Source organism: Thioalkalivibrio sp. AKL12, assembly GCF_000377925.1.
Lineage (GTDB): Bacteria > Pseudomonadota > Gammaproteobacteria > Ectothiorhodospirales > Ectothiorhodospiraceae > Thioalkalivibrio > Thioalkalivibrio versutus.
In genome coordinates this window covers 18,398-44,187 of record NZ_KB898903.1, presented here as the reverse complement: position 1 = coordinate 44,187, position 25,790 = coordinate 18,398, and the positions used below count along the sequence as shown (strand labels likewise).

30 protein-coding genes are annotated in these 25,790 nt (G+C 67.0%); 19 read left to right on the top strand and 11 right to left on the bottom strand.

All coding sequences use genetic code 11. The features are described from left to right. Positions 1 to 24: 24 nt before the first annotated feature. The 4 genes from mlaD to D579_RS0111885 form a co-directional block, all read right to left on the bottom strand. Positions 25 to 483 carry an outer membrane lipid asymmetry maintenance protein MlaD gene (gene mlaD / locus D579_RS0111900; protein WP_018144517.1) on the bottom strand — a complete coding sequence of 153 codons (459 nt, stop codon included), beginning with the start codon at positions 481 to 483 and terminating at the stop codon, positions 25 to 27. Between the two features lie 33 nt (positions 484 to 516). Then, the gene (mlaE, locus tag D579_RS0111895; protein WP_018144518.1) at positions 517 to 1,299 is read right to left on the bottom strand and encodes a lipid asymmetry maintenance ABC transporter permease subunit MlaE; all 783 of its coding nucleotides are present in this window, start codon (positions 1,297 to 1,299) and stop codon (positions 517 to 519) included. Then, positions 1,292 to 2,125 carry an ABC transporter ATP-binding protein gene (locus tag D579_RS0111890; protein WP_026313092.1) on the bottom strand — a complete coding sequence of 278 codons (834 nt, stop codon included), beginning with the start codon at positions 2,123 to 2,125 and terminating at the stop codon, positions 1,292 to 1,294. The genes mlaE and D579_RS0111890 overlap by 8 nt, the downstream gene beginning before the upstream one ends. Before the next feature lie 381 nt (positions 2,126 to 2,506). Next, positions 2,507 to 3,169, bottom strand: a complete 663-nt coding sequence (locus D579_RS0111885) for a hypothetical protein (protein WP_018952139.1) — start codon at positions 3,167 to 3,169, stop codon at positions 2,507 to 2,509. Positions 3,170 to 3,247: 78 nt separating this feature from the next. Here D579_RS0111885 and D579_RS0111880 point away from each other — a divergent pair, with 78 nt between their 5' ends. The 15 genes from D579_RS0111880 (at position 3,248) to D579_RS0111810 (ending at position 14,781) form a co-directional block, all read left to right on the top strand. Then, on the top strand, positions 3,248 to 4,348 hold the full coding sequence (locus tag D579_RS0111880; RefSeq protein ID WP_018938202.1) for an LLM class flavin-dependent oxidoreductase: 1,101 nt from the start codon (positions 3,248 to 3,250) through the stop codon (positions 4,346 to 4,348). An 11-nt stretch (positions 4,349 to 4,359) separates the two neighbouring features. Beyond that, positions 4,360 to 5,292 carry an NAD-dependent epimerase/dehydratase family protein gene (locus D579_RS0111875; RefSeq protein ID WP_018938203.1) on the top strand — a complete coding sequence of 311 codons (933 nt, stop codon included), beginning with the start codon at positions 4,360 to 4,362 and terminating at the stop codon, positions 5,290 to 5,292. A 56-nt stretch (positions 5,293 to 5,348) separates the two neighbouring features. Beyond that, complete coding sequence (locus D579_RS0111870) at positions 5,349 to 6,326, top strand: calcium/sodium antiporter (protein WP_018938204.1); 978 nt, start codon at positions 5,349 to 5,351, stop codon at positions 6,324 to 6,326. Beyond that, positions 6,323 to 7,300 carry a KpsF/GutQ family sugar-phosphate isomerase gene (locus tag D579_RS0111865; protein WP_018938205.1) on the top strand — a complete coding sequence of 326 codons (978 nt, stop codon included), beginning with the start codon at positions 6,323 to 6,325 and terminating at the stop codon, positions 7,298 to 7,300. The genes D579_RS0111870 and D579_RS0111865 overlap by 4 nt, the downstream gene beginning before the upstream one ends. Then, on the top strand, positions 7,300 to 7,839 hold the full coding sequence (locus D579_RS0111860) for an HAD family hydrolase (protein ID WP_018938206.1): 540 nt from the start codon (positions 7,300 to 7,302) through the stop codon (positions 7,837 to 7,839). The genes D579_RS0111865 and D579_RS0111860 overlap by 1 nt, the downstream gene beginning before the upstream one ends. Further along, positions 7,836 to 8,417 carry an LPS export ABC transporter periplasmic protein LptC gene (gene lptC / locus D579_RS0111855; RefSeq protein WP_081621724.1) on the top strand — a complete coding sequence of 194 codons (582 nt, stop codon included), beginning with the start codon at positions 7,836 to 7,838 and terminating at the stop codon, positions 8,415 to 8,417. Before D579_RS0111860 ends, lptC begins: the two co-directional genes overlap by 4 nt. Then, positions 8,398 to 8,937: a lipopolysaccharide transport periplasmic protein LptA gene (gene lptA, locus D579_RS0111850; RefSeq protein ID WP_018168275.1), complete on the top strand. Its 540-nt coding sequence runs from the start codon at positions 8,398 to 8,400 to the stop codon at positions 8,935 to 8,937. Before lptC ends, lptA begins: the two co-directional genes overlap by 20 nt. Then, the gene (gene lptB / locus D579_RS0111845) at positions 8,934 to 9,704 is read left to right on the top strand and encodes an LPS export ABC transporter ATP-binding protein (protein WP_018168276.1); all 771 of its coding nucleotides are present in this window, start codon (positions 8,934 to 8,936) and stop codon (positions 9,702 to 9,704) included. Before lptA ends, lptB begins: the two co-directional genes overlap by 4 nt. A gap of 88 nt (positions 9,705 to 9,792) precedes the next feature. Next, the gene (locus D579_RS0111840) at positions 9,793 to 11,277 is read left to right on the top strand and encodes an RNA polymerase factor sigma-54 (protein WP_018952137.1); all 1,485 of its coding nucleotides are present in this window, start codon (positions 9,793 to 9,795) and stop codon (positions 11,275 to 11,277) included. A gap of 16 nt (positions 11,278 to 11,293) precedes the next feature. After that, positions 11,294 to 11,632 (top strand): ribosome hibernation-promoting factor, HPF/YfiA family, encoded by a 339-nt coding sequence (hpf, locus tag D579_RS0111835; RefSeq protein WP_018144530.1) that lies wholly within the window; start codon positions 11,294 to 11,296, stop codon positions 11,630 to 11,632. 3 nt (positions 11,633 to 11,635) lie between these two features. After that, entirely contained in the window at positions 11,636 to 12,103 is a 468-nt protein-coding gene (locus D579_RS0111830; protein ID WP_018168278.1) for a PTS sugar transporter subunit IIA, read from the top strand. A 48-nt stretch (positions 12,104 to 12,151) separates the two neighbouring features. Further along, positions 12,152 to 13,183, top strand: coding sequence for an HPr(Ser) kinase/phosphatase (gene hprK / locus D579_RS0111825; protein ID WP_018144532.1), 1,032 nt, complete (start codon positions 12,152 to 12,154; stop codon positions 13,181 to 13,183). A gap of 7 nt (positions 13,184 to 13,190) precedes the next feature. After that, entirely contained in the window at positions 13,191 to 14,063 is an 873-nt protein-coding gene (gene rapZ / locus D579_RS0111820; RefSeq protein WP_018952136.1) for an RNase adapter RapZ, read from the top strand. 51 nt (positions 14,064 to 14,114) lie between these two features. Continuing rightward, positions 14,115 to 14,540, top strand: a complete 426-nt coding sequence (locus D579_RS0111815) for a PTS sugar transporter subunit IIA (RefSeq protein WP_018168280.1) — start codon at positions 14,115 to 14,117, stop codon at positions 14,538 to 14,540. Beyond that, the gene (locus D579_RS0111810; RefSeq protein WP_018144535.1) at positions 14,512 to 14,781 is read left to right on the top strand and encodes an HPr family phosphocarrier protein; all 270 of its coding nucleotides are present in this window, start codon (positions 14,512 to 14,514) and stop codon (positions 14,779 to 14,781) included. The genes D579_RS0111815 and D579_RS0111810 overlap by 29 nt, the downstream gene beginning before the upstream one ends. Before the next feature lie 51 nt (positions 14,782 to 14,832). Here the strand turns inward: D579_RS0111810 and D579_RS0111805 are convergent, their stop codons facing one another. Further along, the gene (locus D579_RS0111805; RefSeq protein WP_018952135.1) at positions 14,833 to 15,723 is read right to left on the bottom strand and encodes a PfkB family carbohydrate kinase; all 891 of its coding nucleotides are present in this window, start codon (positions 15,721 to 15,723) and stop codon (positions 14,833 to 14,835) included. Positions 15,724 to 15,847: 124 nt separating this feature from the next. On the opposite strand from D579_RS0111805, the gene D579_RS0111800 reads away from it, so the two are divergent. Together D579_RS0111800 and D579_RS0111795 are read left to right on the top strand one after the other, a co-directional pair. Next, positions 15,848 to 16,258: a nuclear transport factor 2 family protein gene (locus tag D579_RS0111800; protein ID WP_018952134.1), complete on the top strand. Its 411-nt coding sequence runs from the start codon at positions 15,848 to 15,850 to the stop codon at positions 16,256 to 16,258. Further along, on the top strand, positions 16,234 to 16,695 hold the full coding sequence (locus tag D579_RS0111795; RefSeq protein WP_018938215.1) for a nuclear transport factor 2 family protein: 462 nt from the start codon (positions 16,234 to 16,236) through the stop codon (positions 16,693 to 16,695). Before D579_RS0111800 ends, D579_RS0111795 begins: the two co-directional genes overlap by 25 nt. 351 nt (positions 16,696 to 17,046) lie before the next feature. Here the strand turns inward: D579_RS0111795 and D579_RS0111790 are convergent, their stop codons facing one another. The 6 genes from D579_RS0111790 to D579_RS0111765 form a co-directional block, all read right to left on the bottom strand. Next, a complete protein-coding gene (locus D579_RS0111790; protein ID WP_018952132.1) occupies positions 17,047 to 17,589 on the bottom strand; it encodes a shikimate kinase in 543 nt (180 codons plus the stop codon). 106 nt (positions 17,590 to 17,695) lie between these two features. Then, positions 17,696 to 19,825 (bottom strand): type IV pilus secretin PilQ, encoded by a 2,130-nt coding sequence (gene pilQ / locus D579_RS0111785; protein ID WP_026289519.1) that lies wholly within the window; start codon positions 19,823 to 19,825, stop codon positions 17,696 to 17,698. Positions 19,826 to 19,843: 18 nt separating this feature from the next. Further along, positions 19,844 to 20,371, bottom strand: coding sequence for a pilus assembly protein PilP (locus tag D579_RS0111780; RefSeq protein ID WP_018650534.1), 528 nt, complete (start codon positions 20,369 to 20,371; stop codon positions 19,844 to 19,846). 14 nt (positions 20,372 to 20,385) lie between these two features. Next, on the bottom strand, positions 20,386 to 20,967 hold the full coding sequence (locus tag D579_RS0111775) for a type 4a pilus biogenesis protein PilO (RefSeq protein ID WP_018650535.1): 582 nt from the start codon (positions 20,965 to 20,967) through the stop codon (positions 20,386 to 20,388). Continuing rightward, positions 20,967 to 21,545 (bottom strand): PilN domain-containing protein, encoded by a 579-nt coding sequence (locus D579_RS0111770; protein WP_018952129.1) that lies wholly within the window; start codon positions 21,543 to 21,545, stop codon positions 20,967 to 20,969. Before D579_RS0111770 ends, D579_RS0111775 begins: the two co-directional genes overlap by 1 nt. Continuing rightward, entirely contained in the window at positions 21,542 to 22,609 is a 1,068-nt protein-coding gene (locus D579_RS0111765) for a pilus assembly protein PilM (RefSeq protein WP_026313095.1), read from the bottom strand. The genes D579_RS0111770 and D579_RS0111765 overlap by 4 nt, the downstream gene beginning before the upstream one ends. Before the next feature lie 143 nt (positions 22,610 to 22,752). On the opposite strand from D579_RS0111765, the gene D579_RS0111760 reads away from it, so the two are divergent. After that, entirely contained in the window at positions 22,753 to 25,131 is a 2,379-nt protein-coding gene (locus D579_RS0111760; protein WP_018952128.1) for a penicillin-binding protein 1A, read from the top strand. Next, the gene (locus D579_RS0111755) at positions 25,132 to 25,761 is read left to right on the top strand and encodes a hypothetical protein (protein ID WP_018952127.1); all 630 of its coding nucleotides are present in this window, start codon (positions 25,132 to 25,134) and stop codon (positions 25,759 to 25,761) included. Positions 25,762 to 25,790: the final 29 nt, after the last annotated feature.

Here is a 25,790-nt window from a genome sequence, read left to right as displayed (position 1 = left end):
TCTCTTGCTCCCGGTTTGGGTAGATCAGTCACTACCCATGTTGGTCATGAAGCGACCGATGAGGTTCTCCAGCACCAGTGCCGACTGGGTGAACATCAGCTCGTCGCCTTCCTGCAGGGTGTCGTAGTCACCACCCGGTTCCAGCGCGATGTACTGCTCGCCCAGCAGCCCCGCGGTGTGGATGGCGGCCTGGGTGTCCATCGGCAGGTAGTCGTGCTCCGAGCGGATCGCCAGGGTCACCTCGGCGCGAAAGCGTTCCGGATCGTAACGGATATCCGCCACTCGCCCGATGCGCACACCCGACACCGTGACCGGGGCACGCGTCTTGAGACCCCCGATGTTGTCGAAGTATCCGCTCACCGTATAGGTGTCACGGTCGTGGTAGTCGGTCACGTTGCTGACCTGGACCGCCAGGTAGAACAGCGCCCCGATGCCCAGGAGCACGAAGACACCGACCGCCAGTTCGAAGAAACGTACCTTCATTATTGCCACCTGTCCTGGGTAAACACTGTTTGGTCAGCCCGCGCCGAACATCAGCCCGGTCAGGATGAAATCGAGGCCCAGCACCGCGAGCGACGACACCACCACCGTCTGGGTCGTGGCGCGCGAGATGCCCTCGGACGTCGGCTGCGCATTGAAGCCCTGGAACACCGCGATCCAGGTCACCACGAAGCCGAACACGATGCTCTTGATCACGCCGGAGAGCACATCCTCGTTCCAGTCGGTCACCGATTGCATCTGCGAGAAATAGGCGCCGCTGTCCACGCCCAGCAGCCCCACCCCGACCAGGTAGCCGCCCATCACGCCCACGGCGCTGAAGATCGCGGCCAGCAGCGGCATGGAGAGGAACCCGGCCACAAAGCGTGGCGCGAAGATCCGGCGATAGGGGTTCACCGCCATCATCTCCATCGCCGAGAGCTGTTCGGTCGTCTTCATCAGCCCCAGTTCCGCGGTCAGCGCGGAGCCGGCGCGCCCGGCGAACAGCAGCGCGGTGACCACCGGCCCCAGTTCGCGTACCAGCGACAGCGCAACCACCCCGCCCAGGGCCTCGGCCGCGCCGAAGTTCACCAGCGTGATGTAGCCCTGGTACGCCAGCACCATGCCGACAAACAGCCCGGACACGACGATGATCAGCAGCGAGCGCACCCCCACCGAATACACCTGAACAAGCGTCAGGCCGAAGCGGCGAAAGACGATATCCAGGCTCGCCAGCATCCGGATCAGGAAGATGAACGCCCGGCCGAACACCGTCAGGGCATTGATCGTGGTCCGGCCCAGCGCGGCAATCGAATCAGTCATCGCGGCGCTCCCCCTGCCCCAGCAGGTCATCGCGGTAGGACGCGCCCGGGTAATGAAACGGCACCGGCCCGTCCGGGCGACCCTGCAGGAACTGCGCGCTCCAGTCGGAGGCGCGCGCCTCCAGCTCGTCCGGCGGCCCGGCATCCACTACCCGGCCATCGGCGATCAACACCACCTGATCGGAGATCGCCATCGCCTCGGTCACGTCATGCGAGACCAGCACGCTGGTAAGCCCCAGGCTTTGATTGGTCCGGCGGATCAGGCTGACGATCTGGCCCATGGTGATCGGATCGAGCCCGGTGAACGGCTCGTCGTACAAAATGAGGTCCGGGTCCAGCGCAATGGCCCGCGCCAGCGCGACACGCCGCGCCATGCCACCGGACAGGGTCGCCGGGTCCAGGTCGCGCGCCGCGCGCAGGCCCACCGCCTCCAGCTTCAGCAGCACCAGCGCGTGCAGCACGTCCTCCGGCAGATCCGTGTGCTCGCGCAGCGGGAAGGCGACGTTCTCGAATACCGAGAGATCCGTCAGCAGCGCACCGCTCTGGAACAGCATGCCCATGCGCTTGCGCAGCGCGTACAGCCGCCGGGTGGAGAGCCTCGCCACCTCCTGGCCATCCACCCAGATGCGGCCCTTGTCCGGACGCAACTGACCGCCGACCAGGCGCAGCAGCGTGGTCTTGCCACTGCCGCTGGGGCCCATCACGGTCGTCACCTGCCCGCGCGGGATGCGCATCGACAGGTCATCGAAAATCATCTTGCGCCCGCGCCGGAAGCACAGGTTCTCGATCACGATATGCGGACTGTCTTCCACTGCCGGGTCAGCCACGCGCGCTCCTCGCCCTTAAGGAAACACGGATTAATGTACACGCTCGCGCTCGAGTCGCTTTTGCGTGCGAACAAGGCGCGGTGACCGCCGTGCAGTCATTCTGCACAAGGGAGCCGCAACGCCGTGCGCACGCCCGTTTTTGATGACAACGGGCGGCCGAGCCCCTTCGAGGTTGGCACCCCAGGTTCCCCGATCCTGCGTTGCGGCCCGAATCAGTCAAAAACGGGCCGGTAGACCCACTACCGGCTGCGCGCCGCGCCTTGGCTCGGAAAACCTGGGGTACCAACGCGAGTGTGTACATCAATCAGTGTTTCCTTAGGCCCACAGAACCCCGAAGTCTGGGCGCAGGCCGGGAGACCGTCAAACGGGCGGGTGCGGTGCTCATCCCAATCCCAGCAATGCGGCGATAGTGCGGAAATCCGACAGCCGCTCCGGACGCGCGCGCAGGAACACCGGGATCTCGCCGCTGCCACCGGCCTGCCCGAGGGCCTCCACCAGCGCGCGCCAGCCCGGCGCATCCAGTCCCGCCTCGGGGCTGACCTGCCAGGCCCCGCCCCCGGCAAGCGCCGCCGATTTCGGCGCCGGGGCGGGATGAAACCAGGCCGCCTCGGCTCGCGCGAGCACCCGCTCCTCGCCGGCGCCGTACACCATCAGGCGCCCCAGTCCGGCCGCCTCCAGCGCCGCGCGGATCGCCTGCATCTGCGCCGGCCCCATCGGCCCCGGCGCCACCGCCTGCAGGCCATCGCCGACAGCCTCGGCCAGCGCGCGCGCCCGCGTCGCACCCGTCTCGAGGCCCAGCTCCACCGGCCAGTCCAGTGTCAGCCGCAGCGCGGGGGGCACGGCCTCGGCCCAGTCACCAAAGGCCGGCGCCCCGGCCTCGGTCCACACCGGGGCAGGCAGCAACAAACGGCTGTGGTAATGGGTGTAGTACTCCAGCTGCCAGTCCTGCGGCAGGTCCTCGGGGAAGAAGTCGTCCCACCAGTCCTCTCCAGGGCCCGCCACCCCGGCGGCCTGAAATACCGGCGCTTCCTGCTCCTTCGACATGCCTCAACCTCCACGACGTAACCGCAGCTTTGCGCGGATTGCTTGTATCACCTGCGAGCGCGCGGCACAGTTGGCGCCATGCGTTTCGACCTGTTCCACGAGCTCTCGGTACCGGACTTCCTGCAGACCTCCGAAGCGGAGGTGCTGGAGAACACCCTGCGCCTGTGGGAGCGCGCCGATCGTCTCGGCTTCGGCACCGCCTGGCTGGTGGAGCACCACCTGATGCCGGAGTTCTCCCACTCCACCGCGCCGGACCTGGTGCTGGCCGCGGCCAGTCAGCGCACCAAACGCCTGCGCCTGGGGCTGGGCGTGGTCCCCCTGCCCTACCACCACCCCCTGCGGGTGGCGCAACGCGTCGGCATGCTCGACCAGCTCTCCGGCGGGCGACTGGATCTGGGCATCGGGCGCGGCTTCTCGCCGCGCGAATATGCCACATTCGGGGCCGAGATGAGCGAGTCCCGCGCGCGGGTCGATGCCGGGCTGGATGCGCTGCGCCAGGCCTTCGCCACCGGCCGCATCACCCAGGACGGGCCGTTCCATCACCTGGACGACGTGCCCGTGATGCCGCGCCCGGTGCAGGCCCCGCACCCGCCGATCTGGACCGCCGCGGTCAGCCCGGAGTCCTTTACCTGGGCGGCGCAGCAGGGCATCGGCGCGCTGGCCGGGCCATTCAAGCCCTGGCAGATGATCCGCGAGGACATCCGCCTGTACCACGAGGCCTGGGACGCGACACGCACGGACGTCGCCCACCCGCCCCGGGTCGGCATGACGCTTGGGGTCCTGTGCCTGCCGGACGGCAAGCGCGCCCGGCGCGAGGCCAAGCCGGCCTTCGAGTGGTTCTACCGCCACATGTTCCAGCAGACCCTGCCGGTGCTGGAACGCCTGATCGAGGGCTACGACTATTACCGCTCGCTCGGCCGCTTCCGCCACCTGGTCAAGGCCGGGATCAACCTGAAGGTCCTCGACATGCTGGGCATGACGCTCGTCGGCACCCCCGCCGAATGCCGTGAACGCATCGAGGGCCTGCGCGCGGCCGGGGTCGATCAGGTGCTGCTCGCCTTCGGCGCCGGGGCCGTTCCGCATGCGCTGGCCGAGGAGTCCATGGACTGCTTCGCGGAAGAGGTCATGCCCGCGTTTGCCGACACCGCCCCGGCCACCATCGCCCGCACCGCGACCTGAGCGAAACACGGATGCACGTCGCCGTGACCGGCGCCGCCGGGCGCCTGGGGCAAGTCCTGCTGCCCGCCCTGGCACGCGCGCCGACGATTGAACACATCCTCGCCCTGGACCGGGCCGCGCCGGCGCTGCCTCCCCCCGAAAACGGCACCGTTATCGAGGCCCGGGTACTCGACCTGGCGCAGCTCCAGCCGGAGGACCTGGCCGGGGTGGACACGCTGGTGCACCTGGCCTTTCAATTGATGGGCGGTCACGGGGGACGCCGCCGGCATGACCGAACCTGGGTCCGTCAGCAGAATGTCGCCCTGAGCCAGCAGGTGTTCCACGCGGCGGTGACCGCCGGTGTACGCCACATCGTGTTTCTGTCCAGCGCGGCGGTCTACGGCCCCTGGCCGGACAGCCCGCAGCCGCTCCGTGAGGACCATCCCACCCGGCCGCGCTTCCCCTATGCCGAAGACAAGGTCGCCGTGGAGCAGGCCCTACTCGCGCTCGCCCGGGAACACCCCGAGTGCCAGGTGACCCTCCTGCGCCCGCCCGCGATCGTCGGCCCGAACGCCCACCCGCTGTTGCTGCAGATCGCCCGCGGACGGCTGTATCCCGCCGGAGGCGAACAGCCAGTGCAGATCCTGTGGGAGGACGATGCCGCCGCCGCGATCGTACGCAGCATCACAACTCGCACCGCGGGGATCTTCAACCTGGGGGCCGAACCTGCCTGGTCGCTACGGGCGATGGCGCGCCACCAGCGGCGCTGGGGGATCCCGGTGCCACTGCGGCTGATCCGCACCCTGCACCCGCTGGCCTGGCGCCTGACCGCCCGCGCCGGGGACCCCGGCTGGGTCCGCGGGCTGGACGGCCCGCTGGTACTGGACTGCACCCGCGCCCGCGAGCAGCTCGGCTGGACACCGCAGGTGACCACCGCCGGGTGCCTGGAACGCCTGCGCTGCTGAAACCACTACCCAATCGGCTACAATCCCGGGCCTGACCCTCCCGGACCCGACTGTCCATGGTGCTACCCGTTGTCGCCATCATCGGCGGCCTGATCCTGCTGACCTGGAGTGCCGACCGCTTCGTGTTCGGCGCCTCGGCCCTGGCCCGCGGCCTGGGTGTCAGCCCGCTGATCATCGGCCTGACCATCGTCGCCTTCGGGACCTCGGCACCGGAGATCGTGGTCTCGGTCCTCGCCAGCCTGCAGGGCAACCCGGGGCTGGCGGTGGGCAATGCCATCGGCTCGAACATCGCCAACATCGCGCTGGTGCTGGGGGCCGCGGCCGTCGTCGCGCCACTGGCGATCGGGCGCGGCATGGTTCGGCGCGAACTGCCGATCCTGCTGCTGGTCAGCTTCGGCGTCCTGCTCTTGCTGATAAATGGCGAACTGGGCCGACCAGAGGGCAGCGTCCTGCTCGGCGGCCTGGTGGCATTCACGGTCTGGCTGGCCTTGACCGCCCGCCGTGCGCAGCAGGCCCCGAGTGAGGACACTCCCACGGTCGTACGCGGCATGGTCGAAACGATCCCGGAGGGCGACCGACTGAGGCCCGCGATCGCCTGGCTCGTGTTCGGGCTGCTGCTCCTGCTGGCGAGCAGCCAGGCCCTGGTCTGGGGGGCCGTCGAGATCGCCGAACAACTGGGGGTCAGCGACCTGGTCATCGGGCTGACCATTGTCGCGGTGGGCACCAGCCTGCCGGAGCTGGCGACCTCGGTGGTCGCCGCCTTCCGCCGCGAGGCCGGGCTGGCGATCGGGAATGTGGTCGGTTCCAATCTGTTCAACCTGCTCGCGGTACTGGCCGTTCCGGCCCTGATCGCGCCGCTGGCAATCGACGCCGATGTGCTGACGCGCGACTATCCGGTGATGCTGGCATTGACCGTGGCGCTGTTCCTGATCGCGCTGGGCCGCCGCGGACAGATCCGGCGCTGGCAGGGCGCCCTTCTCCTCATCGCCTTCGCAAGCTACCTTGTCTATTTGGGAATCACGGCAACCGCATGAACTTCAACCCCGAAACGACCCGCAACCTCGCCCTGGCCGTCCTCAATGACGAGGCCGAGGCCGTACGCAACCTCGCCCAGCGCATCGACGACCGCTTCCTCGAAGCCTGCCGCTGCATCCTCGCGTGCAAGGGCCGCGTGATCGTCACCGGCATGGGCAAGTCCGGGCACATCGGCAGCAAGCTGGCCGCGACGCTGGCCTCCACCGGCACGCCGGCCTTCTTCGTGCATCCGGGCGAGGCCAGTCACGGCGATCTCGGCATGATTACCCGCGAGGACGTGGTCATCGCGCTGTCGAACTCCGGCGAGACCGACGAGATCATCACCATCCTGCCGCTGATCCGGCGCCTGGGCGTACCGCTGATCGCGATGACCGGCAACCCCGGATCGCGCCTCGGCGCGGATGCCACCGTACACCTGGATGTCAGCGTCGAACGCGAGGCTTGCCCGCTGGGCCTGGCCCCCACCTCCAGCACCACCGCGGCGTTGGCGATGGGCGATGCCCTGGCCGTCGCGGTGCTGGACGCACGCGGCTTTACCGCCAACGACTTTGCCCGCTCGCACCCCGGCGGTCGCCTTGGCCGGCGCCTGCTGGTGCATGTCGCCGACATCATGCATACCGGAGGCGCGATCCCGCGCATCACCCCGGACGCCCCACTCAAGGACGCCCTGTTCGAGATCACCCGCAAGGGCCTGGGGCTGGTGATCGTGGCCGGCGCCGACGACGAGATCCAGGGCGTGTTCACCGATGGCGACCTGCGGCGCACCCTGGATGCCGGGCACAGCCTGGACGGCCTGACCATCGGCGAGGCCATGACCACCGGCGGCCACACCGCGCAGCCCGACTGGCTGGCGGTGGAGGCCCTGGAGGCCATGGAGAGCCGGCGCATCAACGCCCTGCCCGTCACCGACGCCGAAAACCGCCTGGTCGGCGTGATCAACATGCACGACCTGCTGCGCGCCGGGGTGGCGTGATGAACCTGGATGCCACCACTCTGCGCACCCACCAGCAGGCCATTCGCCTGCTGATCCTGGACGTGGACGGCGTGCTGACCGACGGCAGCCTGTTCCTCGGCGACGGCGGCGAGCAGTACAAGGCCTTCAACAGCCGCGACGGCCACGGTATCCGTCTGGCCCTGGACGGCGGCATCGAGATCGCCATCCTGACCGGGCGCACCTCCGGGGTCGTCGAGCACCGCATGCGCGACCTGGGCGTGGAGCATCTGATCCAGGGCCGCCGCGACAAGGGCGAGGCCCTGCACGAACTGCTGCAGCGCACCGGCCACGACCCCGCCGAAGCGGCCTTCATGGGCGACGACATCGTGGATCTTCCAGCGATGCAGCGGGTCGGGCTCGGGATCGCGGTCGGCGACGCCCACGCGCTGGTGCGCCAGCATGCCCAGTGGGTGACCGAGACCCATGGTGGGCGCGGGGCCGTGCGCGAGGCCTGCGAGGGCCTGCTGGCCGCGCAGGGCCGGCTCGACGCGCTGTTCGAGACCTACCTGAACGGATGAGCCAAAGGACTCGCCGCCAAGTCGGATGGGCCCTGGCCGTGCTCGCATTCGCGTCCGCGCCCCTGGCGCAGGCCGAGGTAAGCCCGCCCGAGGGCGAGGTCACGCTGCAGATTGACGGCTTCACCCTGCATGCCACCGGCGACGACGGCGAACTGAGCCATCGTCTGCGCGGCACCCGCCTGCGCGAGTTCGGCCGTGACGGCCCCCAGTGGGTGGACGACCCGGACCTCGACCTGTTCGCCGAGGGCGGTATCGAATGGCGCTGGACCGCCCCGGCCGCCCTGCATCAACCAGCCGCCGCGACCCTGGACCTGGTGGGCCCCACCCACGGCGTACAGCCGCCCCGCGGCGAACGCGTGGAGACCCTCATCGATTCGCGGGATGTTGGCGTCGCCACCGACACCATGGTCGCCACTTCGGATGCCCTTTCTACCCTGAACCAGCCGGGCCTGTTCCAGCGCGGCACCGGTCTGCGCGTGGACTCGCGAGGGGATACCATAGAGTTGTTCCATGACGTGTACTCGCTCTACAGCGAGACGAGCGAGGAGGATCCCGCGCATGACCCCGAATCCCCATAGCCTTCGCCACCGTCCGGGCCAACCGGGTGCCCGCGTGGCGGCGCTCCTGCTGCTCGTGCTGCTGGCCACGCCCGCGTTCGCCCAGCAGGGCTCGGGCCCGGCGCTGCCGGTGGAGATCACTGCCGACCGCGCGGAGATGGACGAACGCCAGGGGCTGGGGACCTACACCGGCGACGTGATCGTGATCCGCGGCGACATGACCCTGGAGGCCGACAAGGTCTACGTGCGCACCCGCGATCGCCGCCCCTACGAAATGGAGGCCCACGGCGAGCCGGCACGCCTGGAATCACCCGATCCGGAAACCGGAGAGATGCGCATTGCCACCGCCCTGCGCATCGACTACCTGCTGAACGAAGACCGCATGATCCTCACCGACCAGGCCCATGTGATCACCACCAGCGAGGAGGCGCGCGGCAAGCGCATCACCTACGACCTGACGACCGACGTGATCGAGGCCGAACGCGGCGAAGGCGACAGCGAGCGCGTGCGCATCACCATCCAGCCGCGCGACGACGAATGAACGCCACCGCCCCCAGCCCATCCGCCACACCGGCACAAACCAACGACCGCCTGATCGGACGCGAGCTGACCAAGCGCTACGGCCAGCGCACTGTGCTGGACCAGGTGGACGTCGACCTCGCGCCCGGCGAGGTGGTCGGCCTGCTGGGCCCGAACGGGGCCGGCAAGACCACCTGCTTCTACAGCCTGGTCGGGCTGATCCGCCCCAATACCGGACGCATCACCCTGGGCGAACGCGATATCACCCGCGCCCCCATCCATGTGCGCGCGCGCGCCGGCCTCGGCTACCTGCCGCAGGAGGCCTCGATCTTTCGCCGCCTGAGCGTGTGGGACAACCTCCAGGCCGTGCTCGAGCTGCGCCCCGGACTCGATCGCCACGAGCGCCGGCGCATTGGCGATGCGCTGATCGAGGAGTTCCAGCTCGAGACCGTGCGCCACAGCCCGGGCATCGCGCTGTCCGGTGGGGAACGGCGCCGGGCCGAGATCGCCCGCGCCCTCGCCGGGGATCCGCGCTTCATCTGTCTGGACGAGCCCTTCGCCGGGGTGGACCCGATCTCGGTGGGCGACATCCAGGACGTGATTCGGCATCTCGCCCAGCGCGGCATCGGCGTACTGATCTCCGATCACAACGTGCGCGAGACCCTCGGCATCTGCCACAGGGCCTATATTCTGAGCGAGGGACGCCTGCTCGCCGCCGGTACACCGGACGAGCTGCTGGCCGATCCCCAGGTGCGCCGGGTCTATCTCGGCGAGAACTTCCGCCTGTGAAAGCGCCCCATATGCGGCCCGGTCGGTGCACAAACCACAAGGCAGGCTTTAAGATTCCATCAATGCCCACCCTCGCCCCGCATACCCGATGCTGAAACCCGGCCTGAATCTGCAGCTGGGTCAGACGCTGACCATGACCCCGCAACTGCAGCAGGCGATCCGCCTGTTGCAGCTGTCCACGCTCGAGCTCCAGGTGGAGATCCAGCAGGCGCTGGAGAGCAACCCCATGCTCGAACAGGTCGAGGACGAAGATGCCGAGGCCGACACCGAGCGCCTGAACCAGGACGGCGAGCTGGTGGAAGGCGATCGCATGGAGGCCACCACTACCAGCGACGACGTGATCCCCGAGGAACTGACGACCGACAGCCGCTGGGACGACATCTACGAGCCGGCCCCGACGCCCAACAAGGGCGTGGATGACCGCGACCCGCTGGAAAACACCAGCGACGACGACGGTGAGGGCCTGCAGGATCACCTGCTGTGGCAGCTGCATCTGAGCCATCTGACACCGCGCGACCAGCGCATCGGGGCGGCCCTGATCGACGCCATCAGCCCCGACGGCTATCTCGAGGGCGACCTCGACACCCTGGCCGAGACCATCAGCCGAGGCGAGGATGAATCCGTCGGCGTCGACGAGGTCGAGGCAGTGCTCCACTGGATTCAGCAGTGCGACCCGCTGGGGGTCGGCGCGCGCAACCTGCGGGAGTGCCTGGAGATCCAGCTACGCGAACTGGCCCCGGACGCCCCGGCCCGCGAGGCCGCACGGGCGATCCTGGAACACGGCATGGACAGCCTGGGCAAGCGCGACTACAAGGCCCTGCAGCGCCAGTCCGGCGTACGCGACCCGGACGAACTGGCCCGCGCACTGGATCTGATCCGCACCCTGAACCCGCGGCCCGGCGCACAGATCAGCTCCGCCACCTCGGAATACGTAGTCCCGGATGTCTACGTGCGCCACACCACCGAGGGCTGGCGCGTGGATCTAAACCCGGAGATCGCACCGCGCATCCGCATCAACGACCTCTACGCCGGCATGGTGCGCCAGGTCTCGGATGCCCGCGACAGCGCCTTTATGCGTGATCAGCTGCAGGAGGCACGCTGGTTCCTGAAGAGCCTGCACAGCCGCAACGACACCCTGCTGCGGGTCGCCGAGGCGATCGTCCACCGCCAGCAGGGCTTTCTCGAGCATGGCGACGTCGCGATGCAGCCATTGATCCTGCGCGACATTGCCGAGACCCTGGAGATGCACGAATCGACCATCTCGCGGGTTACCACGCAGAAATACATGCACACCCCGCGCGGGGTCTTCGAGTTCAAGTATTTCTTCTCCAGCCATGTCGGCACGAACGATGGCGGCGAGTGTTCCGCCACCGCCATCCGTGCCATGATTCGCGAATTGATTGGCGACGAACCCCCGAACAAGCCGCTCAGCGATGCCCGGCTCGCCCAGGTCCTGTCGGACCGGGGCATCAACGTAGCGCGCCGCACCGTGGCCAAGTACCGCGAGGCGATGCACATCCCTTCATCCAGCGAACGCCGGCAGATGGCCTCGATGCCCACCGGCAGCAAGTAACCAAGGAGTCCTGACCATGCAGATCAACCTGACCGGCCACCACGTGGACATCACCGACGCCCTGCGCGACTACGTCAACGAGAAATTCGCGAAGCTGGAGCGCCACTTCGACAAGGTCATCGACGTCCACGTCGTGCTGACCCACGAGAAGACCCGGAATCAGCACAACCAGGCCGAAGCGAATCTCCAGGTCAGCGGCAATCACATCCACGCCGAGGCCTCTCACGAGGACATGTATGCCGCGATCGACGCGCTGATCGACAAAGTCGACCGTCAACTGATCAAGCACAAGGAAAAGGTCAAGGACCACCACCGCGCCGAAGGTGCCCAGCGCAACCGCGAGCAGGCCTCCTGATCCATGACGATTGCCGAGTTGATCACCTCCGAGCGCATTGGCCTGCAACCCGAGTGCTCCAGCCAGAAACGGGCCCTGGAGGCCCTGGCGGACCTCCTCGCCGGCGGAGGTGACGGCACGGGACCAGGAAGCAATGCGATCTTCGAGGCCCTGTCCGCACGCGAAAAACTCGGATCCACCGGTCTCGGCCATGGGGTTGCGATTCCCCATGGCCGCCTGGCCGATCTCGAGGCGCCGCGCGTGGCCGTGCTGCGCCTGGAAAAGGGCGTCGACTTCGACGCCATGGATCACGAGCCGGTCGATATCCTGATCGCACTGCTGGTCCCGGAGGCCGCCACCGGCGACCACCTCGACCTGCTGGCCCAGCTCGCCCGCGGCCTGTCGCAGCCAGACACCATCGGAGCGCTGCGCCGGGCCGGGGACGCGGCGGCCCTGGAACAGGAACTCGTGCGCCGCTTCAGCGAGGACTAAGCCCGTGGAACCCGCCTCCAGCCGCGATTCCGACGCGCAGCGTCTGCCATGAACGAGGCGCTGGGAGAAGGCGGGATCGCCCGCGACATCAACGTGGAGAGCCTGATCCAGGCCATGGGAAACCGCCTGGATCTTCGCTTCGTACACGGCGAACATGCAGCACCCGACCGCAAGCTGGTCGGCGACGACGGGGACGACCTGCCGCTGGCTGGCCATCTCAACCTGATCCGGCCCAACCGCATCCAGATCATCGGTGACTTCGAGGCCCGCTACATCTCCAGCCTCAGCGCCACCCAGTGCAACGACCTGATCCTGGAGATGGCCCGCACCGGGACCACCGCGGTGATCTTCGCCGAGGACACCTGTCCGTTCTCGGAGATGCCCGACGCCCCGCAGGAGGCGCTGCCGCTGATCCTGTGCTCCAGCACCAGCAGCCACGAGATTATCTCGCTGCTGCGCTATTTCCTGCAGCAGCGCCTGGCCCATTTCGAGGTGCGCCACGGCGTGTTCATGGAGATCCTCGGGATCGGGGTGCTGATCAGCGGCGCCTCCAGCGTCGGCAAGAGCGAGGTCGCACTGGAACTGATCTCGCGCGGGCATCGCCTGATCGCCGACGATGCCCCCGAATTCGCGCGCATTGCGCCCGACATCGTGCGCGGCCACTGCCCGGCCCTGCTCCAGGACCTGCTCGAGGTGCGCGGTCTTGGGGTGCTTAACATCCGCGCCATGTACGGCGATTCCGCGATCAAGGGCGGCAAGTACCTGCGCCTGATCATCGACCTGCGCGATCATGGCGAACCCTCGCCGGTCCCCGATGACCGGCTGAACGGGCGCCGCGGCGAGATCGATATCCTCGGCCTGCGCGTCCCCTTGATCAGCCTGCCGATCGCGCCGGGGCGCAACATCGCAGTGATGATCGAGGCGGCCGTGCGCAACCACATGCTGCACATGCAGGGCTATATCGCTGGCGACGACCTGCGCGCACGCCAGCGCCGCCAGATGAGCGGCGAGACGGAGGAGCCGCCCTACCATCGCGCGGTGCCCGCCACTACGGTCCCCAACCCGGACCCGGAGGGCTGAATCGGCCATGCGCCTGCTAATCGTCAGTGGCCTGTCCGGGTCCGGCAAGACCGTGGCCCTGCACACCCTGGAGGATGCCGGCTACTTCTGCGTCGACAACCTCCCGCTGCCGCTGCTGCCGGACCTGATCGATCAGGTCCGGCAGGGCCACTACGACACCGAGACCGACCGCCATCTGGCCGTGGGCGTGGATGTGCGCAGCGGCCTGGAGGCCCTGGAGGGGTTCTCCGTTCTCTTGGCGCAACTACGGGCGGACCGGGTGCAGGTGGAGGTCCTGTTCCTGCAGGCGGCCAGCGAGGTGCTGCTGCGGCGCTACCATCTGACCCGCCGACGCCACCCGCTGGCGCGCGACGGCGTGCCACTGGTCGAGGCCATCGACCGCGAACGCGAGTGGCTGGGCCATGTAGCGGCGGAGGCCGATCTGACGGTCGACACCTCGCGCCTGTCGATGCACGATCTGGCCCGCACCCTGCGCGACCGCATAGGCGAGCGCGGAGAACACGAGCTATCCCTGCAGTTCCAGTCCTTCGGCTTCAAACACGGCGCACCGCTGGATTCCGACTTCGTGTTCGACGTGCGCTGCTTGCCCAATCCGCACTACGAAAGCGATCTGGCCGCCCTGACCGGTCGCGACCCGCCCGTGTGCGAGTTCCTTGAGCGGCACGCGGAGGTCGCGGCCATGTTCGACAGCATCCAGGGCTTCCTGTCGCAGTGGCTGCCGCGCCTGCTGGACGATCACCGCAGCTACGTAACCGTCTCCATCGGTTGTACCGGCGGGCAACATCGCTCGGTGTATCTGGTGGAGCGGCTTGCGGAGGCGTGGCGGGATCGGGAACATGTTACTGTTAGCACCCGTCACCGCGAGCTGGGGAAACAGTAACCACTGGACGCGGGACGAGGGCCTTCTGGAACCCGCAATCGGAGCAGATCCATGGGCGTTGGTCTCATTCTGATCACGCATCAAAACCTGGGCGATACCCTGCTGCAGACCGCGCAGAGCATGCTCGGGGGCCTGCCCGAGGACTGCGAGTCCATGGCGATGTCCCAGAACGACGACCCCGACGAGGTCCTGGCCCGCGCCCGCGAGCGCCTGGCGACCCTCGACAGCGGCTCGGGGGTGCTCGTTCTGACCGACATGTTTGGCTCCACGCCTTCCAATGTGGCGATTCGTGTCGCCCGGGGTGCAAATGCCCGCGTGATCGCCGGCGCCAACCTGCCCATGCTCATCCGCGTGCTCAACTATCAACACCTCCCCCTGACCGAACTGGTCAACAAGGCCCTTTCGGGCGGCCATGACGGGATTCTCCTCTGCGATCAGGAGTGCAGCGATGCCGCAGCGCGTAGTCCCCATCGTTAATCGCCTGGGGATGCACGCGCGCGCCGCGGCCAAGTTCGTCAGCCTGGCCAGCAAGTTCGCCGCGGACGTCTCCGTCTCCCGCAACCAGCAGGAGGTGAATGGCAAGAGCATCATGGGCGTGATGATGCTGGCCGCCGCCCAGGGCAGCGAGATCACCATCGAGGCCGAAGGCAAGGATGCGCCGGAGGCGCTGGATGCACTCGCAGAGTTGGTTGCCGATCGTTTCGGCGAAGAGGCCTGAACCTCCGAGTCCCGCCCGCACCGGTCAACAACCACCATCCCCCTGCGGGGACTATCCGGGCCACGCTCCCGGGTCGGAGGCCGCGTTACCCAGCCCGTCCAGGCCGACCTGCTCGAGCTTGCGCTCCGCCAGGCGCACAGCGGCCGTCAAAGCCTGCTCCGGGGGCTCCCCGGAGATCAGCGCGTGGATCAACCCGGCATTGAAGGTATCCCCTGCCCCCACGCTGTCGACCACCCGCAGTCCGGGCGTCGCTTCACAATGGTGGATCGCGCCCCGCACGGCCATCCAGGCCCCTTCGCCCCCGGCGGTCACGGTCAGGATGCGATCAGGAAAGCGCTCGGAAAGCTGCTGCAGCGCAGCCTCGGGAGTGCCCGCCACGCTCGCGGCCCAGTCGCGCGAGAGCATCAGGACATCGGCATACTCCAGGCATGCGTCGAGCCCCGGCCGGGGCTTCTCCAGCTCCAGCGACACCGGCTGGTCAAAGATGCTCTCGCGCACCGCGCGCAGGATGGACGCAAGGGCCTCCGGGTTACGCCCCTCGAAGTGCAGCCAGTCATATTCCGGCCAGGGTACGCCCGCGAGATCCTCCACCCCGAGTTCGGGCAGGTCGCGATGATGGACGATGGTGCGACTGCCCGTCTCCCTGGAACGGAGAATATGGGAGGTCGGCGTCGCTCCGGGCCGGCGTACGCAGTGACGAACATCCAGTCCGTGCCCCTCCAGGGACGCGCTCAAGGCATCCCCGGCCGCACCCTCGGCGATGACCGCGGCCAGGCCCGGGCGATGGCCGAACTGCGCCAGGATCGTTGCGGTGTTGGTCGCGTTGCCTCCGGGCTGGGTGGTGCTGGCGAGCGCCCGGACCTCGTCGTCCTCGGCCGGGAAGGCTGCAACATCGAGGGTGTGATCGAGCGTGACAATGCCAGTCGCGAGGATACGTGCCATACGGGCTCCCGTGATGAATGAGCGCCATTCTGGCGGGTCGCGCCCATTACGTCATCTCGCATATTCGTCATCCGCGGATGCTCCTGCGACAATAACCCCTCTGTCTCAGGAGGCCCCGACCGGTATGGCCACGTTCCCTTCTCCCGAATCCACCGAAGCCGCCTTTTACGCGGCCTTTCAGGCAGGCGATGCACAAGGCATGCGCGAGATCTGGCACGACAATGCCGAGTGTGTCTGCATCCACCCAGGTGGCGAGCGCCTGCAGGGAACGGACATCATCCTGGAAAGCTGGGACGACATCCTGCCGGGGATGCGCGGGGTGATCGTACACCGGACCCAGGTGACGGCCATCCCGGGCGAAGACCTCGTCCTCCACGTACTGCGCGAAAACCTGTATGTCCAGGGTGAACGGCGCGGCGTCATGCTGGCGACCAATGGCTACCGCCACGATGGGGAAAGCTGGCGCATGGTGCTCCACCACGCCAGCCCGGACCCGGAACCCACGCCGGAATGGCCCACCGGGGGCGTGCATTGATGGCGACGGATGCCGATCGCTGCGTCGAGGCGTATTACGCCGCCTTTCGTGCCGCCGATATCGAACAGATGATGCGCCTCTGGGGCGAGCGTCCCGACATCGTCTGCATCCACCCGGGCAGCCCGCGCGCCCACCGGGGCGTGGCAGAGGTGATGGAGAGCTGGCTGCTGGTCTTCGCGCGTGAACTGAATATCGGGATCGAACCGAAGATCGTGGGGCGCCACGAGACCGGGGAGATCATCAGCCTGGTCATCGAAGAAGCGATCACGCGACCGGGCGACGTCACGCCCACCGGGACGATCCTGATCAGCCAGACCTGGCGCTGGCTGGACACGGGCTGGCGCCTGCTGTTTCACCATGCGTCGCACGGGCGCCGCTCACCGCCATCGCAGGACGGCATGTTTGTCCCCGATGGCGGCGGCAACACCCGCCACTGACGAGCAGTGGGATCGACCACGAAGCGCGCGAAGGAAGAAGGTCCAAAGCGAAGGCCCCACTGAGCACATCAGTAATGGGGAAATGGTTTCGTTGGCAAAAGGATTTTCGAACGCCGTGAATCCGGGTCGCCCCCTCAATAACCTGAGCCTGCCTGACGGTGCTCCCGGTCCTTTTCCTCTACGGTTCAAGAAAACCTCATGACCACCGACACCGGGCGTTCGAAAACTCAGCGGGGCTCAGCTCCTCTCCCTGCCCGTTGACCCCATTAGAATCACGCATGGGGCCGCAACCGGCCACTGTGGATGACTCGCGCCCTTGCTTGGTGTCTTCGTGCGCTTAATGGTTACCAACTAGCCTTCGGAGCGCGGCTGGCAAAGATCCGGGCGCTGCACCTGCAGCGCCGCGCATACCCCCTTGACCGCATCGCGCACCCGCCGCCCCTTGCCCTCCAGCGTAAGGTCCGCGACCTCCTGATAGAGCGGATCGCGGACCGCGAACAACTCCTGAAGGCGGGCCTTCGGGTCCGCGGCCTCCGCGATCAGCGGGCGCTTGCGGTTGCGGCGAGTCCGCCGGAACTGCTCCTCTACCGGCACCCGCAGGTAGATCACGAACTGATCGCGCAGCTGTTCCCGGTTCTCCGGGCGTTCGACAATCCCCCCGCCGGTGGCAATCACCGCCCCCTCCTGTTCAAGAAGCGACTCCAGCATCGCCGTCTCGCGCTTGCGAAAACCGCCCTCGCCCTCGAACTCGAAGATGGTCGGGATATCCACACCGGTACGCCGCTGGATCTCCTGATCGGTATCGAAGAACGGCCGCCGCAGCAGCCCCGCGAGGCCGCGCCCGATTGTGCTCTTGCCGGCCCCCATCGGGCCTACCAGTACGATGTTCTGCATGGGCGCCAAGGCTACTGGCTGGGCCCCCCAAAGAAAAGCCGGGGACAAGCCCCGGCTTTCGAGATCGAACCCATCGGGGGGCAATCCCCGACGATACACCTTGCGCTCAGTCGAGTACGCGCGGCGTCACAAAGATCAACAATTCCGCTTTGGTATTCTCCGTGGAGCGATTGCGGAACAGGTTTCCGAGGAACGGAATATCCCCGAAGAACGGCACCTTCTCGAGGTTGGTGCGGCTGTCGATCTCGTACACACCGCCCAGGACCACGGTCTCGCCGTTGCCCACGAAGACCTGGGTCTCCACCTCGCGCTTGTTGATCCCCGGCACCCCAAGGATCACACGCTGGCTGGGCTCGTCCTTTGTCACCTTGATGTCGAGGATCACGTTGCCGTTCGGCGTGATCTGCGGCGTCACTTCCGTCGACAGTACGGCCTCGATGAACTGGGTCGAAGTCGCGCCGGATGCAGTGGCTTCCTGGAACGGGATCTCTTCACCCTGCTTGATCGTCGCCGTCTGGCCATTGGCGGTGATCACACGCGGGCTGGAGATGATCTCGCCGCGGCCTTCCACCTGCAGCGCGGATAGCTCCAGGTCGAGCAACACGCCACTGCGCAGGATGCTCAGCCCTGCCTGCCCGGCATTGCCACCGGCCGGCAGCGAGCTGTTCAGGCGGTCTCCGATGGCGATGCCACCGATCCCTCCCGTGGTGGCATCCCGAGCCGCATCCGCGCCTTCGATAGACCCGGCACCACCAACCCGGGTGCGGCGGTCACCCCGCGTCCCGGAGATACCGAAGCGGGCGCCCAGCTCACGGTTGAAGGTATCCTCCGCGATCACGATGCGGGTCTCGATCAGGACCTGCTGCACCGGAACATCCAGCGTGGAGACCAGGCGACGGACGTCCTCGATCCGGCTCTGGGTATCCTGCACCAGGAGGGTGTTGGTGCGCGTGTCGATGGTGATGCTGCCACGCTCCGAGAGGAATTCGCCTCCATCACCGCCCCGAATCAGCGACGCGATCTGCTCGGCCTGGGCGAAATTGATCTGCACGAACTCCGTGCGCAGGGGCTCCAGCTCCTGGCGGTCACGCTCGGCTTCCATCTCCAGGCGTTCACGCGCCGCGATCTCCTCGCTGGGGGCGACGTACAGGACATTGCCGTCCATTCGCTTGTCGAGCCCGCGGGCACGCAGGATGATATCCAGCGCCTGGTCCCAGGGGACGTTGTTCAGGCGCAGGGTGATGTTGCCACCCACCGTGTCACTCACCACGATGTTCAGATCGGTGAAATCCGCCAGCAACTGCAAAACGGAGCGCACCTCGATGTCCTGGAAATTCAGGGACAGGCGCTCGCCGGCGTACTCCTCTTCCTCCCGTGCGCGGGCCTGGCGTTCGGCCTCGGAAATCGGGGCGACCTCGAGGACGAACTGGCGATCACTCTGGTAGGAAATGATCTCGTACTCGCCGCGCGCCTCGATCTCCATGCGGACTCGATTGCGCTCGGCGATGGTGTCGATCGTGTGCACCGGGGTGGCGAAATCGACCACGTCGAGGCGACGTTCCAGCGACTCGTCGACCATCGCGCGCGGGAAGGTCATCTCGATGCGGCCGGCCTGCTCGCGAACGTTAATCTCGGCACCAGAGCGGGAGAGATCCACCTCGACGCGACCTTCGCCCTCGCTGCCTCGCCGGAAATCGATACCCGTGATCTCCATGGGTCGGGCGCTGCGGGTCGTGGCAGCGGGTTCACCCGCACGATCCACGACCTGCTGGGTGCGTGCATCCGCCTCGGAAACCCCGCGGCCCAGCGTAAGGATGAGATTATTGCCCTCGACTCGAGTCTGGTACTCGGAGGCCTGAGTCAGGTTCAGCACCACGCGGGTGCGGTTGCCCGCCTCGACCGTGCTCGCCCGGAGCACCGGGCCCACATTCAGGTCCGTCTCGCGCCGCGGCAATGCATTGCCGACATTGGGCAGATCCAACGCGATGCGCGGCGGTGAATCAATCGCAAAGGCGCGAATATCGGAGGGCGGCGTCTCCGAGAAGCGCAGGTTCACCTGCACCCGGTCACCGCTCAGACTGCCGGCCCGGATCTCTTCCAGTTCGGTGGCAGCCACCCCCTGGGACACCATGAACAGCAGGCCCGCAACGACCGTGCCTGCGAAAGCGCGCATGGAAGAACCCATGTTGAATCCCCTGTTGGTTGTGCCGACCTTGCGGCGAATGCTCGTCATCATTTTCTTCCCCCCCAACCGCTAGTCGGTCAGCGCCACCGAGTTTTCACGTTCCACGTGACCGCCGAAGGCATCCGGCACGATCTCGACCAGCCGGATCTGGGTCGGCGTGATCTCGATGATTTCCCCGTGGTTCTGGCCCATATAGTTGCCCGCAGTGACGCGCTGAACCCCTCGATCCGGGGTCCGGACCAGGGCGTAGCGCACACCATGCTGCTCCAGCGACCCGACCATCCGCAGCGAATCCAGCGGAAAGCCCTCGAGGAACTCGCGCGGGCGGTCAGGATCAATCTCGGCGTCTCCTGGCTGCCCCTCGGCCGCGGCGAGCTCCGGCTGGGCGATCACCGACGAGTCGAAAGGCGACCGGGTATGCCCCGGATAGAGATAAGGCTCGTGCGGCTCCAGGGTGGGGATCGGCTCGATCCCGCTCCCCGGGCGCTCCTTGACCTCGGCGATGTACTGCTCGAGGTCACGGTTGTCCTGCGTACAGCCCGACAGCAGGATCCCGCCCGTCAGGACCATGGCCAGTCCCGGCCATACCGCTCGCATGGAAGAATGCCTCATCAGTTCTCCTCCAGGTAGCGATAGGTGCGGGCGACCGCATCCATCAGCAGGTCGTTGTCGGAAGCGCCCGGACGGATATGCATGTTGTGCATGGTGACCACGCGCGGCAGGGCCGAGACACCGCTGACGAACTCCGCGAGATCCTCGTAATCGCCCCGGACGCGCAGACGGATCGGGACCTCGGCGTAGAAGTCGCGCCGGTTCTCGCCACGCGGCTCGAACAGCTCGATCTCGAGACCCGCCTGCAACCCTGTCTGCGAGACATCGACCAGCAGGCTGGGGATCTCGGCGCTGCTGGGCAACAACTCGAGCAGCGAGGCGAACATGCGCTCCATCTCCTCCAGCTGGTCCTCGTAGGCCTGGAGGTTGGCAGCCCGCTGCTGCTTGTCCTCGAACTCGTCGCGCAGCTGCAGTTCGCGGCTCTCCGCGCGCTCGAGCTCTGTCCGCTGATCGCCGATGAAGAGGTAATAGGACAGGCCGAGGATGGCCAGGACAATCACGACCAGGATCAGGCCCTTCACGCCCCAGGAGGCTTCCCCGATGTTGTTGAAGTCGACCTGCTTGAGTTCATTGAGATCCATCAGGAATCCCCCTCTTCGGCATCCGGCCGGGTCTGCGTGGCATCCAGACGGAAGTCACGCACCTGGAGGCGACCCTCCTCGCGGGTCTCGATAATCTGCAGGTTGGAGCTACCGAGCCAGGGCGACCCATCGATCCGGCGCATCAGCGCGGAGATCCGGGTGTTGGACTCGGAGCGCCCGACCAGGCGCACATTCTCGCCTTCCTGGCGGACCTCGTTGAGGTAGGTACCATCGGGCAGGGTCTCGACCAGCTGATCGAAGAGATGCACGGCCTCGGGCCGCTGCGCCTGCAGGGTCTGGATGACTTCCATTCGGGCGATAAGGGCCTCGCGCTGTTCGTCGAGATCGCGAATCCGGGCGATCTGACGATCCAGTTCGCGGATCTCGCTTTCCAGCATCTGGTTGCGCGACTGCTGGTGGTCGATCAACGCGCCGATAAAACTGTAGCCAACGAAGGCAAGCAGGACGCCGACCACCGCGGCGCCACCAACCGCGGCGCCACCAACCGCGGCGAAGAACTGCTTGCGCCGCTGTTCGCGTGCCTTCTCGCGCCAGGGAAGGAGGTTGATATAAATCATGACGCATACCCCCGCACGGCCAGGCCACAGGCCGTCATCAGCGCCGGGGCATCATTGGCAAAGCGTTCCTGGTTGACCCTTTTGGCCAACGCCATCCCGCGGAACGGGTTCGCGATCGATACCGGCGTGCCGGCGGCCTCCTCGAGCAGTTCGTCCACGCCCGGGATGGCCGCACAGCCGCCCCCCAGGAGGATGTGATCGATGGTGTCCTGCGGGCGGGTCACGTAGAAGTACTGCAGCAGCCGCTGGATCTGGTCGACCATGGTCTGCTTGAAGGGCTCGAGGATGGAGCTTGCGTAGTCGGTCGGCAGGTCACCACTCATCTTGGCGGAGCCGGCCTCCTGATAGTTCATGCTGTAGCGCCGCATGATCTCCTCGGTGAGCATGCGGCCGCCGAAATTCTGCTCGCGGGTGTACACCACGCCCTCGTCCTGACTGACGACATACACGGCGGTCACCGAAGAGCCGACATCCACGACCGCCACGATCGGCTTGCTCTCGCGGTCGGGGACCTGCTCCATCAGGCGCTCGGCGGTATGCTCGATCGCGTATGCCTCGACGTCGATCAGCTCGGGGGTCAACTTGGCCGCCTCGGCAATGGCCACGCGCGAGTCCACGTTCTCGCGGCGCGAAGCGACCACCAGGACATCGACCATCTCGGGGTTCTTCTCGTTCTTGCCGAGGACCTGGAAATCCAGGTTGACCTCTTCAAGCGTGTAGGGGATGTACTGATCCGCCTCCACGAAGACCTGGCCCTCGAGCTCCGCATCGCCCAGCGCGGCTGACATCTGGATGGTCTTGGTGATCACGGCGGAGGACGGCACAGCCATCGCGCAGTGCTTGAGGCGGGTGCCGGAGCGCTTGACCGCCCGGGCGAGGGCATTACCCACGGCCTCGGTGTCCTGACAGACCTTGTCGACCATCACCCCATCGGGCAGCGGTTCGACCGCGAAGGCCTCGACCCGAAAGCCCTTACCCTGTCGCGTCAGCTCCAGCACCTTGACGGCTGCCGAGCTGATATCCACGCCCAGGACCCCTTGTTTGGATTTTCCGAGACTCAGCACACATCCCCCTGTATACCCCGACGAAAGTAACTGGTAGCGTTACAATCACGTATGCTAGCTGGTTCACAATATACACCGCGACTTCAGGGTTGCAAGTCGCTTTGAAAGCGACTTCTCATCTTGGCCTCACTTTTCTTGCTGTCATGAATCCGCTCCTTAAGATTATTACGGCGCTGTTGGCCTTGATGCTGGCAGCCGGAATCGGCCTGTCCATCGCGGCGGCCGCTCTCTATGTTTACTACGCGCCGAGCCTCCCGGAGGCCGACGCCGTGCGCGATGTGCGTCTGCAGACTCCACTGCAGGTCCGCAGTGCGGATGGCCGCCTTATGGGTGAGTTCGCGGAAGAACGGCGCATTCCCGTGCCAATTGACGCGATCCCGCAGCAAGTCCGCGATGCCTTTATCGCGGCGGAAGACGAGCGCTTCTATGACCATCCGGGTGTGGATGTCATGGGTCTTGCCCGCGCCGGACTGAATGTGATCTCCACCGGCGGCGAGCGCAGCCAGGGCGGCAGCACCATCACCATGCAGCTCGCGCGCAATATCTTCCTGACGCGCGAGCGGACCTACGAACGCAAGCTGCGCGAGATCTTCCTGGCCATCCGCCTGGAACAGGAACTCGAGAAGGATGAAATCCTCGAGCTATATTTGAACAAGATCTATCTGGGACAGCGCGCCTACGGGATCGAGGCCGCCTCGCGGGTATATTTCGGCCGCTCGCTGGATGCGCTGGAACTGGACGAGATCGCCACGCTCGCTGCCCTTCCCAAGGCGCCATCGACCACCAACCCGGTAAGCAACCCGCAACGGGCCGAGATCCGCCGCAACTACGTACTGCGGCGGATGCTGGAGACCGGGGTGATCGACGAGGATGCCTATGCCTCCGCCATCGAGCGCCCGGTGCTGTCCGAACGCCACACCACAGCCACCGAGATTGATGCCCACTGGGTCGCCGAAATGGCGCGCCAGATGGTCGTGAACCTGTGGGGTGACGACGCCTACCGTCGCGGCCTGCAGGTGCACACGACGATCGACTCCCGCCAGCAGGAAGCGGCCAACCAGGCGCTGCGCGAAGGATTGCTGGAATATGACGAGCGTCACGGTTTTCGCGGTCCCGAAATGCGGCTTCCCGACAATACCCTGGAGGATGCCGAGGCACGCGAGCGCGCGCTGATGGCCATTGGGGTGCACGGAAGGCTGCTGTTCCCGGCCGTCGTCCTGGGGCAGGGCGACGCCGGGGTACTGCGCGTCGACGGCGGCCGCATTGGCGAACTGGAAGTCCTGCCGGAAGACCGCGAATGGGCCGGATCACCGGCGCTTGAACGCGGCGACGTGATCCGTATACGTCCCTATACCGACGGCCGCTGGCGCCTGGCGCAAAAGCCGGAAGTCACCGGCGCCGTGATCGCCCAGGCCCCTCAGGACGGCGCCATCCTGGCACTGGCTGGCGGGTTCGACTTCTTTGAAAACCGCTACGACCGCACGACCCAGGCGCAACGCCAGCCCGGATCCGCGTTCAAGCCGCTGGTCTATGCCCTGGCCCTGCGCGAGGGGCACCGGCCCGAAGGGACCGTGATCGACGCGCCGATGGTCTTCAACGACCCCGCCCTGGGGGCCGAATGGCGCCCGCAGAACTACTCGCGGCGCTTCCACGGCGAGACCACCCTGCGCGAGGCACTCGCGAATTCCCGCAACCTGGCCTCCATTCGCCTGCTCGACCGCCTGGGCACCGGAAACGTGCACCAGGAACTGACGCGCTTCGGTCTAGACCTCGAAAGGCAGCCGAACAATCTGTCCATGGTCCTGGGTACCGGCTCCCTCACCCCGCTGCAGCTGAACAATGCCTATGGCGTGTTCGCCAGCGGCGGCCGCCTGAACAGCCCCTGGATCATCGCGCGCATCGAGACGGCGGATGGCGAGACCCTGTACGAGGCACCGACCGAACGAGCCTGCCCGGCGCCCTGCACAAACCCGAAGGGCCAGGATCTGCCGCTGGTCGCCAGCAGTGGCCCGTTGCAGTACACCGATCCGGTACCGGTCCTGGATCCCGGTGTCGCCTGGCAGATGAGCGACATGCTGCGCAGCGTCATCACATCCGGCACCGGCCGGCGAGCCATGGAACTGGGCCGGTCCGACCTGGCCGGCAAGACCGGCACCACCAATGACTACCGCGATGCCTGGTTCGCCGGGTTCAACGCGGAGCTGGTCGCAACCGCCTGGATCGGCTTCGACGACAACCGCGAGCTGGGCCGACGCGAAAGTGGCGGTCGCGCGGCCCTGCCAATCTGGACCCGCTTCATGGGCAGCGTACTGGCCGACCAGCCGGAACGGCCGGTGGAGCGCCCCAACGACCTGGTGCGAGTCGCCATCCTGCCGAACGGCCAGCGCGCCCCCAGCGACGACGCCCCGGGCGCGCGCAACCAGTGGCTGCTACCCCACCAGGTCCCGGAACGCGGACACGTCATTCCGGGGAACGGCGAGAACGGCAGCAGCGGAAACCATCAACCCGAACTGGTCTTTTAAATGGCCAGCCCCTCGCGCGCGCGCCAGGAGCTGGCCCAGGAAGCCGCTCGCATCATGCTCGACGACGGCATCCGGGACTTCGGCCTGGCCAAGCGGAAAGCCGCGGAACACCTGGGCGTGGACGCCCGCCACGACATGCCCGGCAACCTGGAGATCCAGGACGCCGCCATCGAACGCAGCCGGCTGTTTGCCAGCCCCGCCAGCCGCGCCGCCTACCGCGGCCGCCTGGAAGCGGCGCTGGTCGTGATGGAACGCCTGGAGCACCTGGAACCGCGGCTGGTCGGCCCACTGCTGCAAGGGCTAGTGGAATCGCAACCGCTGATCAATCTGCATGCCTTCGCCGAGACAGTGGAAGAGGTCATCCTGGAGATGGGGGATCGGGGGATTCACTGCGAGACCGGCGAGCGCCGTTACCGCAGCCGGCAGGGGCGCGAACAGCGCATCCCCTTCCTCGCCTTCCGCGGACCGGACGACACCGATGTTGAGCTCACGGTCTTCCCGCTGGACGGCCTGCGCCAGGCGCCACCGTCGCCGGTGGACGGGCGCCCGATGCAACGCGCAGCCCGCGCGGACGTGGAGAGGATGCTGGCGGAGGCCGGCGCCGAAGAGGCGGCGGCCACGGCGGAATAATAACCGGGCCGTACGCTCGCGCCGGGCGC